An 18,102-nucleotide genomic window follows, 5' to 3' on the forward strand; every position below is an offset into this window, starting at 1 on the left:
AAATGGGGGCGAAAATGCGTCTTTCGCTCCCAAATCGCCATTACTTTGCTATACCTGATAGTCGATGGATTCATTTTATTGTCATGTAACTGACACGTCAGAGTCACGGCTCTGGCTTAAGTTTGCAGCGACTACGTCAGGAGATAACGCGATGTTCAGCCTGGATTCTCTGTTGCAAGATGCATTTCCACACCGCAATACCCCTGCCTGGCAGCGCAGCCTGCTAAGAACCCTTCTCTTCGAAAAAGAATTCAAACAGTTCGCCGCCGACTATCCCCACCTGAAAGGGCTCGATCTGATCGAGCAGGTGGTGGACTACTTCAACCTCAGCTGCGAGCTGGTGGACGGCGATCTGGAAAACATTCCGAGCCAGGGGCCGGTGGTGCTCGTGGCCAATCACCCGATCGGCTCGCTCGACGGCCTGGTGCTGCTGCGCGCCGTCGCGGCGGTGCGCCCGGATGTGAAAGTGGTGGCCAGCCAGCTGCTGACCTACATTGAACCGCTGCGCAACCTGTTCGTGCCGGTGGATAACGTCGCTTATAAAACCAGCCGCAAGCAGATTGAAGGCATGCAGCAGCAGCTGGACAATCAGGGCGCGCTGATCCTGTTCCCGGCAGGCGAAGTGTCGCGTATGAGCCCGAAGGGCATCCGCGACGGCCACTGGCATACCGGCTTTCTGCGCCTGGCCGCCAAGGCGCGCGCGCCGATCGTGCCTATTCATATCAGCGCGCGCAACAGCAACCTGTTCTACTTTACCTCGCTGGTCTACCGGCCGCTGTCGACGCTGTTGCTGGTGCGCGAAATGTTCCAGCAGCGGGGCGGGCGCATCAAGATCCGCATCGGCGGCCGCGTGCCGTTCGCCAACTGGCATGACGGTCACACCAGCGCCAAGGATCTGGCGGAGCGTTTTCGCCGCCATGTGTATCGCCTGGGCCAGGGCAAGCCGGGGCTGTTCGCCAGCGAATCGCCGATCGCGCTGCCGGAAGAGCGTTTGGAGCTGAAAAAAGCGCTGGCGAACTGCGAACGCTTGGGGGTGACGCCGGACGGTAAAACCATCTACCTCTACCGCCGCCACGATGAAGCACGCACGCCGATCCTGCGTGAGCTGGGGCGCCTGCGCGAGATCGCCTTCCGTGCGGTAGGGGAAGGCTCCGGCCGCCGCCGCGATCTGGACAGCTACGACGACGACTATTATCACCTGGTGCTGTGGGATGAGGAGGAGCTGGAGATCGTCGGCGCCTATCGCTTTATCCCCACCGCCGAACAAATCGAACGCAAAGGGCTGGAAAGCATCTACAGCAATAGCCTGTTCCACTACGACCGCGATATGGAACCGATCCTGGCGCAGGGCATCGAGCTGGGGCGCAGCTTCATTCAGCCCGCCTATTGGGGCAAACGCGGGCTGGACTATTTGTGGCTGGGCATCGGCGCCTACCTGTCGAAATACCCGCAGTACCGTTATCTGTTCGGCCCGGTGTCGATCTCCGGCGGCATGCCGCTGGCGGCGCGCGATCTGCTGATCGCCTTCTATCGGCTCTACTTCTCGCCGGATCATGCCTTCGCGCAGTCGCGCCGGCCTTATCCGGCGTCGCTGCCGCAGGTGCTGGCGCAGTTTGCCGGGGATAACTACCAGGAAGATCTGGTGCGGCTGAAGAGCCTGCTCAGCAATATCGGCTGTTCGATCCCGACGCTGTACAAACAGTACACCGAGCTGTGCGAGCCGGGCGGCGTGCAGTTTATCGACTTCGGCACCGATCCGGCGTTCAACAACTGCATCGACGGGCTGGTGCTGGTGGACACCACGCGGCTCAAGCCGTCGCGCTATCAGCGTTATATTGCGGTGCACCAGCCACAGCCAGCCGAGACGGCATGATTGTAGTCTGACTCATGCCTTTTTGATCTAAGCACGACCTTGGGGCCGGCGACGGGATAGCGCTACGATAAACGTTTCGCTTTCCACCGCCGGAGCCTTGCATGCCTCACTCGTTTATCCCGCCGTTATTGTCCGCCGATGAACCCTCTGCCGCCGCCGTTGAAATCCCGCATGGCAAAGCGCCATTTTTGCTGCTGTGCGATCATGCCGGCAAGGCGATACCGCAAGCCCTCGGCGATCTCGGCTTACCGCCCGGGGAGATTGAACGCCACATCGGCTGGGATATCGGCGCGCTGAGCGTGTCGCGCCATCTGAGCCGCCAACTTGACGCAACGCTGATCCATCAGCGCTATTCGCGGTTGGTGATCGACTGCAACCGGGCGCCCGGCATCGCCAGCTCGATCCCGCACTTGTCCGAGCTGACGCCGATCCCAGGCAATATCGGTATCGACGCCGAACACGCGCTGGCGCGCGAGCGCGAGGTGTTTTTGCCGTATCACCACGCCATCGACGATCATTTGGGGCAACGTCAACTGCGTGAACTGCCGACGGCGGTGATCGCCATGCACAGCTTTACGCCGGTGTTTAAAGGGGCATCGCGCCCCTGGCAGGTGGGGCTGTTGTTTAACCGCTACCCGGAGTTTGCCCATCTGCTGGCCGAGCTGCTGCGCGAAGAGGGGGATTTGCAGGTGGGCATCAACGAACCTTATGCGATGACGGACGCCACCGACTATACGTTGCCGGTTCATGCGGAACGCCGCGGTTTGCCTTATGTCGGCATCGAAATTCGCCAGGATCTGATCGCCGACGAACGCGGGCAGCAGGCGTGGGCGAAACGTTTCGCGCGCCTGTTGCCGCAGGCCTGGCAACGCTGGCAAATTTGACTTTAGGAATATTCCCAGAGATGATAACCGTAAGGAATACGTAAGACGTCATTAGAAAAAAAGTCAGGAGAGACGTGTGGAGCACAGCGATAACGGACTGTTTATCAAACGGGAGCGTTTTGAAGTTCTGGCGATTCTGCGTGAAATTTGCAAACAACGCACGCCGCTGCGCGTAGAAAATCAGCAGCACCGGTTTCAAAGTCTGTTATTGAGCGTCGGGCCGGACAATATCGTGTTTAGCGGTGAGGAAGCCGCGAGCGCCATCGACGGCGCCTGCACCATCGTGATTGAAAGCAACGACGCCAAAATCGAGTTTTCCGTCGGCCAGGCGGAGCTGACCGAACATCAGGGCGTCCAGGCCTGCTCGACCCGTCTGCCGCAGGAGCTGGTTTACATTCAGCGCCGTCGCCAGTTCCGCATCACCACGCCGCACTGGCGTCAATTCTTCTGCACCGGCGAATACCCGGACGGTACGCCTTATGAACTGCGGATCCACGATCTGTCCGCCGGCGGCGTCGGTTTGCGCTTCGACGGCCCGCTGCCGGAATTCTTCCAGCCGGGTTTGCAGTTCAAGAAAGCGCTGCTGGATCTGGGCAGCTACGGCAGCTTCAAGGTCAACATGGAGCTGGTGGTGGTCAACGACGATCAGGAAACTGACGACAACGATCAGGTGGTACACTTCTCGCGCCTGTCATGCCGCTTCCTCAAGCTGGGGCTGGCGATGGAGCGCAAAATCCAGAGCGCGGTGTTCGCCTTCGAGCTGGATTTCAACAAAAAGAAAAAACGCTGATCCTCTGTTCCGGCGCGTCGGGCTGGATGCCGCCCGGCCGCGCCGCCATTCTCTCCCCGTTCAGGGGACGTAAATAATCTCGAAGCTGGACGTATTGTCGTAGGAGGACTTTTTGCCGCCGTCGACGTAGATAATCTGCAAATCGTAGTGATACACCAGCTTCTTGTCCGGATGCAGGATCAGTTCCAGCACGGAAATCTTCACGTTAACCGATTGAACGGGGTGCTCCTTGTCCAGCTCAATGGTCTGGTTGTCGATGCTGACCAGCATGCGCTTGATCGGCCGCGGCCCGGCAGGATCGTAGGCGCCGGCGTCGCTGCGGAATTCCACGGTCTTATTGATGTCCGCCGGTGCGGATTGCTTGATGAAATCCGGCAGCCTGTTCTGGTATTTGGCGTCCAGCGCCAGCGCTACGGGCAGATTATCCGGGTTGAAGCCGGTGAATTGCACGGCCAGATACCCCTTGAGCAGCAGGTTTTGCGGCGACCGATCGAAGAAGGCATCCCAAATTAATCCAAATTGGCTGGCGGGCAGCGTGAATGAATCCACGATACCGCTCTGCAGATTGATCAGCGCGTTTTTTTCCTCCGTTTTGCCGTCCGGCAGCCCCAGCAGCAGCGTCAGGGTGTCCGCGTTGGCGAACGGTGCCAGCTTGCCGTCCGGTTGCATCTGCGTGAACTGTGCGGTGGCGTCGCCGATGCGCGCCTGATTGACCTTGGGTGACAGGAAATAGTCGAACGTCACCTCGACATCGTTGAGCGAGGTTGCGTGCGGCGCTGCAGAAAACGAGATAGACAGCATCGGTTTGTCGTCGTCGGCGGCGTTGGTCGCCAGCAGGAAAGTATCCGGCAGGTAATAAAGATAGTTTTTTCGTACATAGTCCTGATAGTAGTTGTACCACAGATGCCCGAAGGCCAGCGGCGTGAGGATCAGCTGCAGGCGCGGTGGCGGCGGCAGGATGCCCTGATAGATATAGGGATAGTAGTTCTCGGCGAAGTAGAAGACTTTCGGCGAGGTGATGGTGTTGAGGAGCCCGTTATCGGTGACGATGGCGACCACTAGCGTGGTTTGCGAGTCATAATCCGACAGCGCTCGCAGCAGCGCGTCACGCTGTTCCAGGCGGTCCAGGTCGAGCTGGGCGCGGTAGCGGGTCGGCGGGACGTCCAGCAAAACCTGTTCGAAGATCATTTCTTCAACCTTGCCGAAAGTACTGAAGGTCAGCACCACGTAGGGCACCTGCTGAACGGCGCGGCTGAGTGCGAAATCCACCGTCATATGCCAGCGCGTACCGTCACTGCTGGTGGCGATGCGATAGCGCGTCTCTCCCGAGACGACTTCGGTACAAACATCGGCCTGCAGTTCGTCGGCCACCGGCGCGGGCGCGGCGCGGTAGCGCAGACGGGGGGCTTCGGCGTCGGGAAACTGTTCGCGCGCGTTGTCCAAAATGACCTTGTTCAGCGTCACCAGATCATTGAGAAAGATGTTCATAGCGATCCTCCAGGGAAGAAAGGCGTGCCAGATGTCTGAACTGGTTCAGGCAGGCGGAAGTCCAAAGAAAATGACCGTCGTGACGGCGATAGAGCGGGCTTTCGTCGTTGGTCGCCGGCAAGCGCCAGGCGGCCAGCGCATCGATCGCCGGTGCAAGCTGCGGCACCCCTTGCCGCCTGGCGTATTCCAGCGTACTCAGCCACTCATGCGGGTGGGCATAATAGGGCGTTAACGCGTTGAGGCGGTTGTAATCGCCGTCGCTCCAGCTCACCGCCTGATTCAGCATTTGGATAATGCGCGGATAGGCCGGCGGCGGGCTGCCGTGAGCGGCGGTCAACGTATGGATTAAAATCAGCGCGTTGGTATTCACGCAGCAGTCCAGTTGCGTGATGTCGCCGTCGTCTTTCATCCAGGTGTGAAAGGCGTAACACTCGGCCCAGGGATAGGGCGTCGTCTGCAGCCGCCGTTCGACGCGCTGTACCTGATAAGCCTGCATCTGCGCCAGCGTCTGTCTGGCTTGCGCCAACGAGCGCCGATGAAATCGATACAAGAGCTCAGTGATAATGGCGGTATCGTCGATGTCAGCGTCGATCCGCTGGCCCGCCATCCAGGCGGGGTGCTTGCCGGCAGGCCAAAAATGGAAGTGGTGCGGGCGGCTCTCGCAACCGAGCAAAAAGTCGAGCGCCAGCTCGATATGGGGCGCGGTCTGGGCGGTATAATCCAGCGTGCGCAGCACCTGGGCGGTGACAAAAGCATTTTCATCCTTGTGCCAGCGGCCATCCGGCGTTCTGATATGAGAGGGAAAGGCGCCGCTGGCACACTGCTGCGCCAACAGCTCCGCCAACGGCAATGGCACAAGCGGTGCCGTTTCGCGCGCTTTGCATGGCAGGATTTCGAAATGCGCGTTTTGCGGGCTGAACGTGCAGCTGACGCTGTGATTGCCCTGGCGATCGCAGGAAAAACCGACGACGTTGTACTGCAACGGAACCTGTTCGCTCACCGCGCGGTTAAGCAGCGGCATGGCTTGGCCATCGGGCGCCAGCAGCGCGGTGATGCCGTCGAAAACGCGGCGGTTGTCGCCGAAAAAACTTGCCGCCATGGCGAACAGCGTAAAACTCTCCAGATTGCCGTCCGGCGCGTATCCCAGACTGAATCCGTAGGTGGTCGGGGGGAAGTCCCGCCTGTCCTGCTGCCGCAGCGCGCGGTCCAGCAGCGGCATCAGGGCGGAAAAACGGCTTTCTCCCTCGAACAGCCGCATGACGGCGAGGATATCGTCACGCGTGATCCGCGCACTGTGCCACTGGTAGTAATATTCGCGCGGAGAGTCGGCAGATTCCGGATAATACCCCACCATCAGCAGCGTCAATCCCGCCGCGCGGCGGGCCTCGGCGGTGAGCGGCCCTTGCAAGCCATCGGGTGCGGCCGCCATGTCCGCGGGGGTTTCAACGTAGACCTTGGTTTTGATGGCGTCCGGGGCGTATTTTCGCCCCAGCCAGGCGCCGAAGCGCAGCGGCTGAACGCTTGCACATTGCATACGTCGCACCGCCTCCAGGCTGTTGGCGGGATCGGCGAGCGGGGCCGCGGTGATCGCCTCACAGTGTCGGGCAAAGGCGCCGGCGCTGCGGCGCTGCGCATAGCGCGGTAAAAAGGGATCCAGCGTGCAGGCGAGCCCCTGCGGTTTGGCCGACGACACGGTGAACTCCAGCGGGCTGCCGTTATAACCGAGCAGGCTGGTGGTAAACGCGGCGGACAAACCGCCGGGCGTCGCCTTCGTCCGGCTGAAGCGGGCGACGTCCGGGGCCAGCGTGTTTTGCAAATGGGGCGCTTCCTTGCACAGGGCGTTGACCAGGGCGTTCCATGCCGCGGGTAACACTGCGTTGCGATCGATCATGGTGCTCACCTAAACCAGGTTGGGGATGACGATCGCCGGCGGGTTTTCGCTGCCGCTGCGTTCGACGGTTTCCCCGCCAACCAGGAAGTAGATCAGTGTGTAATTGACCGCCCAGGGCTTCTCCGTCAGACAGCGGTATTTGAACGTTTGGCTCTCGTGCGCGCCTTGCGTAAAGGTATATTTCTTGGTCTTGCGGCTTCCTTTGTCGTCCTGATAGCTCAGCTCCACCATGACCTGGTTACAGTTTTCCCACGAGAATTTGCGGTCGAGGAAGATACTGATCTCGTTGAAAGACAGCACCGAGCCGGGATCCATGTTCAGCAGGGTCGAGGCCGATTTGGACTGCGGCTGATAGCTGCTGCTGCCTTCCCAGCCCGAGGAGGCTGCGGATTTGAACGCGAATTCGCTGGTGATATGGAACAGCTCGTTCTTATCGCTGCTGCGGGCAATGCGTTTGGTCCATGTCCCGTCATCGTTGGTGAAAGGCGCGCCGGTATAAACCTGGTTGTTGTAACGGATGTTGAAGGTGGCGGCCTTGATACCGTACTCCTCGAAGCTGTCCGGCCCGAGCACGGTCAAATCCAGCTGTTGGAAGAACGGATCGTTGACGTTGACCTGAATAAAGTAGGGCGCGGTTTTTTGGGCGTGCAGGATATCGCTGCCGATGAAGTTTTGCGGCACGGCGGACTGGCTGAGGGCTTTCGACGAGGTGTAGTTGAAGTTCAGGCTTTTGGTTTCCTCGATCCGCACCAGCTTGATCTCCAGCGAAGCGCTGGGGAACAGGCCGCCTTTGCCGGCTTCTTCGCCTTCTTTCTTGTCGCTGGCGATCAGCGAATCCAGAATGGCGTCGCTGGCGGATTTCGCCTGCGGGTTGCTGTCGTCGTTAGGTTTGAGCGTGGCGCTGAAAAAGCTTTTCAGGATCTCTTCCTTGACGAACTGCAGTGCCCACTCTTTCTCTTTGGCCTCTTCGTCGCCCGGCATGCTTTCGGTGACCTTGATCACCAGTTTCTGATCCTGCTGCAGTTTTTTGATGACGCTGTCGAAGCCCAGCCAGAAGCTGGCCGGCGTCTCAACCGGAATGGGAATGTTGGCGCCGAATTTCAGATCGAATTCTTTGTAGATGCTTTCGAACTGTGCGGTCACTTCGACCTTCAGCGCCGGCGTGATGCCGGTGAAGCTGAGGTTATAGGCGACGGCGGCCGGCGCCTTGGCCTGGGTGAACGCGGCTTCGAGGATCACCGCCTGGGACGGCGTCAGCTTGGCACTGAAAATGGCGCTGTTGTTGCCGAACAGGCTGGGGCAAGGGGCGCTGATCAGCTCACCGTTGGTGGCACCCGCGTCGAGCACGAAGAAGTTCACCGTGCCTTTATCATACGGCACCTGGGCCTTGCGGGCATTCTTGGGATCAACGTTCAGTTTGCGCAGATAGTCGTTGAAGGCACGGTTCAACACCGCTTCGTCGATCGCCGTATTGACCTCGAAGTTGATGTATCCCCCTTGCGGATCGCTGGCGTCGCCGGTGTATTTGATCAGCGAAAACACCGGTTCGCCCGACTTCTGCGCAATGTGGATATCACCGGGCAGATACCAGAACTGGTTATCGTCTGAATCGTCGGCGAAGAAGGTGATGTTGTTGATGGTGGCGGTTTTGGCTCTGAGTAATAACATGGCGTTTCCTTAGTTAACTGAGGGTGGCGAGATCGAGAGCGTTGGCGTCGGTCGAGCACTGCACGTTTTCGGGCCGATCGCCGCCTTCGCCGGGTTGATAGGTAAACCAGATATCCAGACAGACGATCATCTGCTCCGGATCAAGCTGATCGGCGCTGAAACAGCGCGGGGCGGCATCGGATTCGGTAAATTGAAACACCTGCTGCAGCGTTTCCGCCGGCGTGCAGGCGTAGCTGGCGGAAACGATGACCATTTCCACCCGGCGCCAGTCCATGTCGGCCGACAGCGTCAGCACGCGCTGGCGATACAGGGTCGAGAACAGGTAGACGTCCTGACCGGTCGGTTCTTGCAGCTCGGCGGAGATATGCGGTGAGTTGACGGCGGCGCTGTAGGTTTTGTCGACGTCGAATTGGTATTCGTCCGGCTCCGGCAGCATGACCGGGTAGTGGGCTCGCGGGCTGGTCTGGTCAAGTTGGAAGCTGCGCGACACGCTGCTGTTCGGCTGTTGCCGGTGGCGATAGCGCAGCGTGACCAGCACGGATTGATAGCGCTGCCAGTCAAACTGTTGCGCTGCTTCGATCGCGAAATCATAGCGGCCGTAGAGCGACTCGACGTCCAGAAAGACCTCGCTCATCTCCGTTTGCAGGCTGCCGGAGCTGACCGAAGTCACGCCACCTATCGACTGGTTGAAGTACACGGTGAAGTCATACTCGACCGGCCACAGCATTTTTCCCGTTTTCGGGTCGATCAGACTGGGTTCCTTAAACGGTTTGGGCCCGAAGTCGTCGCGGGTAAATTTCAGCTGTCGGCTGTTTGAGCCATAGCGCAACCGGGCCGTCACCAGCAGGATATTGGCGTCAAGCGCATCCGACAGCAGGCTGACCCGCACCTCGCGATAGGCGAAAAAGTCATCCTGCAGATCGCGTTTGACGATCGCGCGATCGGCCTGATAGTCCGTGCCGTTGACCAACTGGGCGAACAGGGCCTGCGGATAGAGCGAACGCTGCACGACGGTGGTTTCGCTGATCTTGCCGCTCAGGCGGCGTTGATCGATGTTTTCAACCGAGACCTGTTGTAGATAAAAGCCGGCTTTGGGGCTTGTCTGCTGCGGTTCGTTGGCGATAACCGGCGTGAAGAACTGGCTGGTGAGGATCTGCGTCAGTTCGGCGGCCGCCTGCGCCATATGGCCGTCGGGATCGGTGTCCCTGACTTTGACGGTGACGATTTTCTCGCTGATCAACTGGGCGGATGTCTGCTCGATACCGACGCTAAAGATCAGCAGGTTAAAGCCTATCGAGCGCTGCAGGTAACGGTAAACCTGGTCCCAGTTGGCTTCCAGCTCGAAGGTGGCCGGCGGCAGTTGCTGCAGGTAGTCGATTTTGTAACTGACGGCGATCGGCGTCGAGGCCGGCGTGCGCATCAGGCTTGCCAGCAGCAGGATATCGTCGTCGTCGTCCAGTTTGGCGGACAGGTAGCAATATTGCTGGTCGCTCAGCGAGGTTTTGCTGGTCTGCCCGGGGATAAGATCGGGGATATTCAGCGTCGCGCTGCAGGCGATCGCCTGTAGCGGCAATAAGATCGCATCGCGCGGTATATCCGGGCTGGCGTCGGCGGCGCGTTGCGCCGCGTCGGGCGAACTGGCCAACTGGGTCTGCAACGACAGCGTGGCGTAGTAAAGATCGTCCGGTTGGTTGAGGTTTCTGAAAATTTGCAGTTGGACATCGGGTTGATTGCCTGCGGTGACCTGCACGCTCGGCGCGGCGGCACAGTAGTAATACACGGGCCGATCCGGGTCCGCTCGAATAAAACAGATGTCTTGCATGATTACCTGATCGCGCATAGCGGCAACCTCACGTCATCGGAGAGGGAGCCGGAGCAAGGCGTGCTTGCTCCGGCGGAGACCGGCCGTCAGAAGGTCACGACCACGATGGTGCTGGTGCCCGTGATCGGCTTGGTGACGGTTTTCTCCTGGTTATCGCCGTAATAGACCGTGGCGGTGTAGCTGATCTGCGGCTCGTTGCCTTTCTCTTGCTGCATCAGGTTGAATGTCAGGTACTGCGTGAGTGACTTGGTGTCGAACTCGGTTAACGCAATGGGCTGCGTTTGCGAGAAGTCCCATTTCGGGTAGTTCACCGTCATCTCGAAGGTGATCAGCGAAACGTCTTTTTGCGACGGTTTGAAGATGATGGTGTATTTCTGCTGCTTCGGCAGGGCGTTGGCGATCAGGATCTGATTGCCGCGCGTTTCGCCATAGCCGGGCAGCTGCGGGTTGCTTTCCACGCCCGGCGGGAGGTAGGTCAGGCTGTCGCCGTCCAGCGCATAGTAGTCGGCCGAATAATAAAGCGGCTTTTCCACGTTGGTGCCGATCGGATAAATAAACGGCACCGGCGGGTTCTTGTCGCTGATCACCTGGGTGTATTGCTTGAGCGGCACGCTGTGCTCTTTGTCTTCGTACTGGGTCTTGACCACGACCTGGCTGAAGACCTCCCAGCCCAGCGGGTTGAGCAGGGTGGAGATATCTGCGTAGACGATGCCGCTTTGCGCCGCGTTGATGGTGACCACCAGATCGTCTTTGACCTGGATGTCCCCAGACAGGTAAGGCCTGGCCTGCATGCCGGTGAAGTTGACGGTGTAATGATAACGGTAGGCGCGGCCGAGCTCGGGTTTGATAAACCACTTGTCGGTTTTCTTCGGCCCCGGATCCTTCGGCGTAAAGGTCAGCGTGCTCTTGAGATCGTCGTCGTATATCGCGGTGACCACGATATTGGCGATGTCATACTTGGCCATGTCTTCGGTGACGAAGAACTCCGGCTGGATGTACTGATAGAACGGATCGTGGAGATCGTACTCTTTGAAGTACTGATCCAAATCGGCTTCGCCGACGATTGAGCGTATCGACGGCAGCTGAGTTTGCGGGTAAATGGTGGAGGACACCACGGCGTTCTCTTCATATTCGCGGGTGAAGCTCAGAGTTTGCGAGATTTTGGACTGGAATTTTTCGAAGCTGCCGGCGTCATTCAGCAAATTGAGACTCATGTCGATGCCGGTTTGGCTGCTCAGGATCTGCTCGACCTGCTGTTGTCCCCAGTTCCGCAGACTTTCCTTCCATTTATCATAGGCGGCAGGTTCCATGCCCATCTCTTGCGCCGTCAACCCGATCCGCACGTCCACCTTGATCGCTTCCTTGGCGTAAAACTCCTGCTCGATCTTTTTCTCGTCGGCCGACCAGGTGTGGTAGTTGATGGTTTGCGCTACGGACTTGGCCTGCTCGCTGTTGTAGGTGACGATCACTTTGGCCGCCGACATGGAGGCATCCAGGGAGAGGTCGAAGCGCACGCCGACACTGGCGTTTTTATCGGTGCCTTTCAGCACCTGTTCAAACAGCGTGGCGCCTTCCCCGGTCAGCGACAGGCTGAACACGGTATTGTTGTCGCCGAGGCCGGAGGGGGACAGCGGCGTTGGGATCTGGCGATAGAACTTATCGTTGCCGTCGAGGATCAGCATGGCCTGCGCCGAGGTGTAGCGCGGCTGCATCAGTTCGATTTTTGCAGCGTCCGCCGGCATCAGTTCGCTGAGGAATTGATCGTCGCCCTTGTTGCCGTCGTAGAGCGCGACAAACCGGTTGAGCTGTTCATCGCTCAGGCCGGTATTCTTCTGCGCCTGGTCCATCGCGGTCTTCTTGGTGTTGTTTTCCGGGTCCGCTTCATAGGCCTGTTTTGCCTTGATGTAGTCGACAATGAGCTTGGATTTTTTATCCAGCGGGCCGTCTTTTCTGCCAAGGCCGTTATACAGCTGCAGGCGGATGCGGTCTTTCATTTCCGCATTCGGCTGCGGCAGCTGCACGGTGAATTGCGCGTAGCCGCCTTGCGTATCTTCGCTGCGGTATTTGTAAAACATGAAGCTCGGCGTATTGGTATCCCGTTTGGCAAACACCGGGATCTCCGGCACCACATAGAAGATATCTTTGCTGTCGCTGTCGCCGTAGCAGGTATACGCGTATTCCTTGACGCCCAAATACTCGGTGACGTCGATTTTTATCGATTGCTGCAAAGCGGTGGTTAACATAGGGCGGTCCTCTTGTTTATGTCACTTGTGGTATTGCAGTTTGATGGGGCCGGTGGTGGCCTGCAGGGGGCCGGAGTCGTAGTTTTTGGGGAATAACGCCGCCGTTTTCCCTTGCCAGCGATAGTCCACCCGGCCGTTGAGGCCGGCGGCATGGGCGTTGATCCACCAGGTGGCCTGCCACTGCGCGGCGGAAAAGGCGAAGGTGAAGTTTTGTTTCTTGCCCTGGCCCGCCGGGAGATAGCTGGCGCTGCCGGAGATCGTTTTGAATTCGGACTTCAGAGACTCGGCGTCGAACAGCAGGCTATAGAAACCCACATCCTGCGGCGTCAGCGCGATGGCGTTCTGCCACGCCAGCCGGCTCTCGAAACTGGTGTAATCGGCGAAGGTCACCTTGAGTGCGATATCGCTCACCGCCGCTGTCGTTTCCAGCGTCACTGGCGGGAAGCTGGGCCATGCCATCGGCGTCTGTTGATCTGCCCAGCGCAGCTCTATCGCCATGATATTGAAGCCTTTCGGATCAAATCCCAGGCTGACGGTGCAGCGTTGAGGCTCGATCGGCTTATCCGGCCTGCTGGGTTCCGGCAGGGGCGTAGCGGTAAAGGAGATGATGCCGTCGGCCGGCAGCCGATTCAGCAGTTCGGCAATGTCGCGTTGCTGCTCCAGCAGATAGCGCTGGGGCACGGTGTCGTCGTATTCGATCTGGTAATTCAGCTTGTTGGGGATTTGTTCTGGCGACGAGATATTGCGTAGCGTGTTGGCGATCAGCAGTGAGGCGGTGTTTACCAACGCCTGGCGAACGCGAGCTTGCGTCTGTTCTGAAGGCGCATTGTCGAACTGCGCTTGCACAATGACGACGCCGGCGTCGATTTGTTGGTTCAGCAGCCTGGCGATCGCTTCCGGTTGCCGCGCCTGCTCGTTGAAGGCCAGGGTGACAAACGCGACCCAATCGGCCTGCAAACGGGCATTGACGCGGCTGTCGACGCTGAATCGGCTGCGGGTGAGAAAATAGACCTGGTCTTTTGTTCCCTGGATCGCGCCCGCCAGCCGGCCAGACTCCTCATGGGTCAACGCCATTTTGGACTGTTCAAATTCGACGCTGTAGGCGGCAGCAGCCGGCCGCTGCGCGAAGTGCAGCCACAGCGATTGCTGGATCTCCTCCTGCTCCAGGGTGATGGTTTCCGGAGCGGGGACGAAATGGCGGCGGATATAGTCCTCGATCGCAGCCCTGTCGACCGGCAGCTTCGGTGCAATGAAGGTCGCCAGGCCGCCGCCGGGGCTGGTCAGCAAATGCAGCGAGCTGATCTTGCCGGCCGGCGTTTCCTGCACCACCTGCGGCGTATAGCTGCCGTAGGTGTAACAGCCGCTGGGGCGCGTTTGGTCGTGAAACGCCAGCGCGCGGTCAAGAAGAAAGAAGTTTTGCAACGTACGTTGCGGATCCAATTCGTCGGTCATGGTGTATCACCCTTGATATCGATCGTTTGGTCGCCGGTGACATAAGGCGACCAGGGGCCAGTGGGAGTCTTGTAGCGGAAGCCGGCGGCGAAAATGGAGGTGACGTTCCATTTGTAGACGAAGCTCGGCTGCGAATGCGTAAAAGTGCGCTCGCTGGTGCGCTCGCTGTCCTGCGGCTGAAAACTCAGTACGGCGCTGAGCGACTGCGGCGGCAGCCGAACGGTGATCGTCGCCTGCTGTGCGCCGAACTGCGGAAAACTGTAGGCGCCGATGGTGGCGTTTTGCACGATCGGGGCGGGTAACGGGACGGCGCCGTCGCCGGAAAGCGAATAGGCGGTCGCCTCGGCAAAAGTCGGGTCGCCCAGGATCGGTGCGCTGAAATAGGGCGCCGATGCGCTGAGCGCCCACGTTTGGCGCCAGTCGGCGGAGTAATAGGGGCCGCCAAGTCGGCTTTGCTGGGCGAACGTTGGGTCGAGATAAAGGGTCAGGAAGCGGCAAGGCAGCGCGGCGTAATCCAGTACCAGGTTATCCTCGTCGCAGCGACGTTGTTCGCCGGGCAACGTGCGGTAAACGCCGTCTTGCGGGTAATTCACGCGGATCTGGTAGAAAAACGGCTGTGCATCCAGCGCGCTGTTGTGAAACTTGAAGGTTAACCAGGTGCGGTCGGGGCGCAGCGCCAGCGTTTGCGTTTGCTCGATCGGGTAGATATTGCCGGGCGGTACGGTCAGCTGAATATCGATCGTAACGCCGGATTGCAGCCCCAGCGGGTAGGCGTAAAAGACGTTGATCTCTCGCTCTCCCGCCGGCAGCGGCGGTGCGGTGGTACGATGGATAATGGTATCGGGCGAAACTTTGGCGATCTGCTGCGCGGCGGCGAACGGATCCAACGTGAAGCAAAGTGGCCGCTGAGTCAGCGCGACATTGGCCAAATCGCACCGGGTCCGGCCGGTATGCGGGGGCGGCGTCAGAAGGATCTGCGCCACATTGCCGGCGGCGGGGCCGGCAGACGGCGCACCGTACAGGTTGTATAGCCGGTCGAGCAAAGCCTGGCTGAGCAACAGATCCCCGGCCGGATCGTTAACCGGTGGCGGTGGGTCGATGTCGAGCGGCAAGTGGGTGAGGTTGCGGCTGAGGTAGAGGGTTAGCCCGTCGTAGGGAAAGACAATCCCGGTATCGCCCACGGCATGGGCACCTTCCACGCCGGCGGCCAGGGCCAGGATCAGCGCACGGGCATCAAATTCCACCCGGTAGGCCAGACGCGGCGATACGCCTTCGACGAAACCGTCCAGACGCGCGTTGAAGCCTATCGTCTCATCGAGCAGGGTGCGCTCGATCAACTGAGTGCTTGCCGCATTGAGCAGAATGATGAATTGACTGCACTGTGCCGAATACCAGGTGGTGTCGTAGTGCCGGCCGTACAGTTCGCTGTGGTAGTCGATGGGCACGTCGAATCCCAGGCTGCCCGGCAAGACCGGCAGCGCCTTCACCGCACAATCCGGATACTGTTGCTTGAATACCTGCAGGCTTTGTTCACCGGCGAACTGCAATTGCGTGGTGAAATTCAGCCAGCCGTAGAGGCTTTCGGTACTGTAGCTGCGCACGATATCCAGCGAGAAAGCCAACGGGTCGGCCGCCAGAATGCTGAGCGCCTGCGGATATAAATAATAGGCGTCGTTTTGCCGATACGCGGCGACGAAACGTTGATCATCGCAGATAATAATGCGCTGGAAGTCGGGGTAGCCTTCATACATGATATTATTCTTCCGCTGCATTGATCATATTGTGGTAATCCTGGTGCCACTCGGCAGGCAGCGTTTTCAGCACGTTTTTAGGGCGTTGGTGATATTCGTCTTCATAGAGGTGTTGAACCAGCGCGTCACCGACCAGCACGCCGTTAGCATAAAAAGTACTGAGGGCGCATTGCGTTTTTTGCAGCGGAGAGTCAGCGCTGAGTTGCAGGTTACAAACGGTTAACTCACCGGACTGGAGAGAGAGGGCGGTAATTTCGCACTCACCGTGCCGAGTTTTAAGACGCATGCCTGAGGTCAATTCACGGGCGAGACAAATACCGTTTGCGGTGACGAAAGGGTGCCCCAGGCTGGCTTTTATGCGATATTCACGTGCCGCCTGGTCGCGGGCGGTAATATCAATGTAATGCTGCTCCTGCCCCGTGGTGATATTCTCAATGCGTCTGGGGTGGTTATTGCCGCAAATAACGAATTCATCTGCCGTGAGGGCATTTATCGGCTTTTCTGTCCCATCCTGCATTAAAATCAACGTATCCTCTGCCAGGCAGCCATAAATAATCTGCATCGGTTTGATTTGTACGGTATTGAGCAGGCGGCGATCCGGATCGCTTTCTTTGGGCGCGTTAGTAATAAAGGCGGCGATGCTGCGGCCTTCGACATCAAGCGTAATTTTAAAAACGTAATAAACCATCTCACCGGATTCAAAATCGACGCGGTTGAATTTCAGCCAGTCAAGATCCCAGGTGATGTTATTTCCGCTGATTCGGGTTGCGGCAGAATTAAAAATATTATAGCCGCCGTAAGGGGTGATCGGATCGCCGCCGGCGCGGGTACGGATAAGATAAATGGTATTGCTGGCGTTGACCGGCTTGCCATTGCTGAGATCAATATTGCCAAAATAGGTGATGTTGCCTTTTATCGGCACTTTAACCGTGCCGTCCTGATCGTAGCCGGTGCGATAATCACAGTCGCCATCGTCACGCGTCAGGCAAATCTTGATCATGCGCTGGTTATACAGATTCCTCGGGGAATCGTTGATCATTTCTTTCGGGTAGCTTTGCGTCGTGACGATTTCGGCGCCGTAAACGGTTTGCTGGCCGACCGTTTGCGCGAAGGTATAGATCACCGTAACCGGAAAGCTGCCGCCGGTCTGGCTTTGCGGATAGTCACCGCTGGCACCGATGGTGCAGTCCGCCGTGTAAACGTAGTCGCTTTTGTATTCCACCTTGCCGACGTTATCGGCGCCGCCGTCGAACAGGCCGAGGGTTTGCGTCACATTGGTCGCCTGAACCGGCAGAGAGCCGATGGCGTCGGTTTGATAACGTTTACCGTCGGTGGAATCCAGCCTGACGATGCTGTACACCGGCTGAGCGCCGCTGGTGTTGGCCTCGCTCATCCGGCCTGCGACCCGTTTGACGCGTTTCGTCTGCTGCCAGAGCTGGGTGAATTGCGGTGCGGCGGCGGCGGTGACGCCGGCCAGTTTTAATTGAATATCATAAAATTCGGTTAAAACCGGATCGCCTGGCTCGATAAGAAATACGCCGCTGTTCTCGTATCGGTCGATAACGTTTTTTACGATGCGTTTCTCATCTGACGTATAATCTTTTGCGAGCATAATATCGGCACCAATAAATTAATGGCATTGCCAGAGATGCACGCCATCATCATGGCGTGCCCATCGTTTTTAACAGGCGTTATTTGCAGGTTTCTTTACAGTAAGCGTAAATGGCGCTCAGGCAATCTGAAGATAAATACTGTTCGAATTCCGCATCGGTGGGTTCAATATCGACATCCAGCGTCATTGCATAAAGCTCTTGAGCAAACATGTCTTTAGTGGCAGCGGGTTTGTTTTTAAAATAGGCTTTTATTTTGCCTTTGCTCACTTTCCGAATCCAGGCAAACTCACCGCCAATGGCCACTTTCCCGGTGAAAGTGAAGTCTTTACTGGTATAAACGCTGATGTCATTGGGGTAAACCTGATATCTTACCACCTGTTCCACGCCGATATTTTGATTGGTTTCTTCCCAGGTTTCTCTTTTTATTACATTCAACGCAAAGTTTTTTCCATCGACCGGGCCATCTTTAGCATCGGCGGTGCCGCCAAATAACATCGGGCAACCTCTGGCAAAACCTTCGTTCTTTAACCCTAATAGAATAAAATCGGAATTGCCGACAGCTTTGGGCGCGCTATCAAGAATGACATACTTTTTAATAGGCATAGTCAGATCCTTATACGCAGGATG

At 58.2% G+C, this 18,102-nt stretch carries 12 protein-coding genes; 3 read left to right on the plus strand and 9 right to left on the minus strand.

Features of this window, described 5'->3' with window-relative positions:
* The first annotated feature begins 151 nt into the window (after nt 1-151).
* From olsF to EKL15_RS15885, 3 genes are all read left to right on the plus strand, one after another.
* Nucleotides 152-1,873 carry an ornithine lipid synthase OlsF gene (gene olsF, locus EKL15_RS15875; protein ID WP_049199741.1) on the plus strand — a complete coding sequence of 574 codons (1,722 nt, stop codon included), beginning with the start codon at nt 152-154 and terminating at the stop codon, nt 1,871-1,873.
* Nucleotides 1,874-1,974: 101 nt separating this feature from the next.
* Nucleotides 1,975-2,757 (plus strand): N-formylglutamate amidohydrolase, encoded by a 783-nt coding sequence (locus EKL15_RS15880; protein WP_197808403.1) that lies wholly within the window; start codon nt 1,975-1,977, stop codon nt 2,755-2,757.
* A 76-nt stretch (nt 2,758-2,833) separates the two neighbouring features.
* Nucleotides 2,834-3,547 (plus strand): flagellar brake protein, encoded by a 714-nt coding sequence (locus tag EKL15_RS15885; protein ID WP_049199733.1) that lies wholly within the window; start codon nt 2,834-2,836, stop codon nt 3,545-3,547.
* Nucleotides 3,548-3,607: 60 nt separating this feature from the next.
* On the opposite strand, the gene EKL15_RS15890 is transcribed toward EKL15_RS15885, so the two are convergent.
* The 9 genes from EKL15_RS15890 to EKL15_RS15930 form a co-directional block, all read right to left on the minus strand.
* The gene (locus EKL15_RS15890) at nt 3,608-5,035 is read right to left on the minus strand and encodes a hypothetical protein (protein ID WP_141959338.1); all 1,428 of its coding nucleotides are present in this window, start codon (nt 5,033-5,035) and stop codon (nt 3,608-3,610) included.
* Nucleotides 5,016-6,926, minus strand: coding sequence for a hypothetical protein (locus EKL15_RS15895; protein ID WP_197808404.1), 1,911 nt, complete (start codon nt 6,924-6,926; stop codon nt 5,016-5,018). The genes EKL15_RS15890 and EKL15_RS15895 overlap by 20 nt, the downstream gene beginning before the upstream one ends.
* 9 nt (nt 6,927-6,935) lie before the next feature.
* Nucleotides 6,936-8,594 carry a hypothetical protein gene (locus tag EKL15_RS15900; RefSeq protein WP_060418681.1) on the minus strand — a complete coding sequence of 553 codons (1,659 nt, stop codon included), beginning with the start codon at nt 8,592-8,594 and terminating at the stop codon, nt 6,936-6,938.
* Between the two features lie 13 nt (nt 8,595-8,607).
* Nucleotides 8,608-10,374, minus strand: a complete 1,767-nt coding sequence (locus EKL15_RS15905; RefSeq protein ID WP_283439582.1) for a hypothetical protein — start codon at nt 10,372-10,374, stop codon at nt 8,608-8,610.
* A gap of 128 nt (nt 10,375-10,502) precedes the next feature.
* Nucleotides 10,503-12,659, minus strand: coding sequence for a hypothetical protein (locus EKL15_RS15910; RefSeq protein WP_060418685.1), 2,157 nt, complete (start codon nt 12,657-12,659; stop codon nt 10,503-10,505).
* A 21-nt stretch (nt 12,660-12,680) separates the two neighbouring features.
* Nucleotides 12,681-14,111: a hypothetical protein gene (locus EKL15_RS15915; protein WP_100395734.1), complete on the minus strand. Its 1,431-nt coding sequence runs from the start codon at nt 14,109-14,111 to the stop codon at nt 12,681-12,683.
* The gene (locus EKL15_RS15920) at nt 14,108-15,862 is read right to left on the minus strand and encodes a hypothetical protein (protein ID WP_100395857.1); all 1,755 of its coding nucleotides are present in this window, start codon (nt 15,860-15,862) and stop codon (nt 14,108-14,110) included. Before EKL15_RS15920 ends, EKL15_RS15915 begins: the two co-directional genes overlap by 4 nt.
* Before the next feature lie 4 nt (nt 15,863-15,866).
* The gene (locus EKL15_RS15925) at nt 15,867-17,474 is read right to left on the minus strand and encodes a hypothetical protein (RefSeq protein ID WP_100395735.1); all 1,608 of its coding nucleotides are present in this window, start codon (nt 17,472-17,474) and stop codon (nt 15,867-15,869) included.
* A 79-nt stretch (nt 17,475-17,553) separates the two neighbouring features.
* Complete coding sequence (locus tag EKL15_RS15930; RefSeq protein ID WP_100395736.1) at nt 17,554-18,078, minus strand: hypothetical protein; 525 nt, start codon at nt 18,076-18,078, stop codon at nt 17,554-17,556.
* Between the last annotated feature and the right edge of the window lie 24 nt (nt 18,079-18,102).

It is taken from the genome of Serratia sp. 4542, assembly GCF_016805595.1.
Taxonomy (GTDB): Bacteria; Pseudomonadota; Gammaproteobacteria; order Enterobacterales; family Enterobacteriaceae; genus Serratia; species Serratia nevei.

Coding starts and splice junctions, on each gene's coding strand:
- EKL15_RS15900 (WP_060418681.1), bottom strand. CDS start 8,594: ATGTTATTACTCAGAGCCAAAACCGCCACCATCAACAACATCACCTTC.
- EKL15_RS15925 (WP_100395735.1), bottom strand. CDS start 17,474: ATGCTCGCAAAAGATTATACGTCAGATGAGAAACGCATCGTAAAAAAC.
- EKL15_RS15880 (WP_197808403.1), top strand. CDS start 1,975: ATGCCTCACTCGTTTATCCCGCCGTTATTGTCCGCCGATGAACCCTCT.
- EKL15_RS15920 (WP_100395857.1), bottom strand. CDS start 15,862: ATGTATGAAGGCTACCCCGACTTCCAGCGCATTATTATCTGCGATGAT.
- EKL15_RS15890 (WP_141959338.1), bottom strand. CDS start 5,035: ATGAACATCTTTCTCAATGATCTGGTGACGCTGAACAAGGTCATTTTG.
- EKL15_RS15930 (WP_100395736.1), bottom strand. CDS start 18,078: ATGCCTATTAAAAAGTATGTCATTCTTGATAGCGCGCCCAAAGCTGTC.
- EKL15_RS15915 (WP_100395734.1), bottom strand. CDS start 14,111: ATGACCGACGAATTGGATCCGCAACGTACGTTGCAAAACTTCTTTCTT.
- EKL15_RS15895 (WP_197808404.1), bottom strand. CDS start 6,926: ATGATCGATCGCAACGCAGTGTTACCCGCGGCATGGAACGCCCTGGTC.
- olsF (WP_049199741.1), top strand. CDS start 152: ATGTTCAGCCTGGATTCTCTGTTGCAAGATGCATTTCCACACCGCAAT.
- EKL15_RS15910 (WP_060418685.1), bottom strand. CDS start 12,659: ATGTTAACCACCGCTTTGCAGCAATCGATAAAAATCGACGTCACCGAG.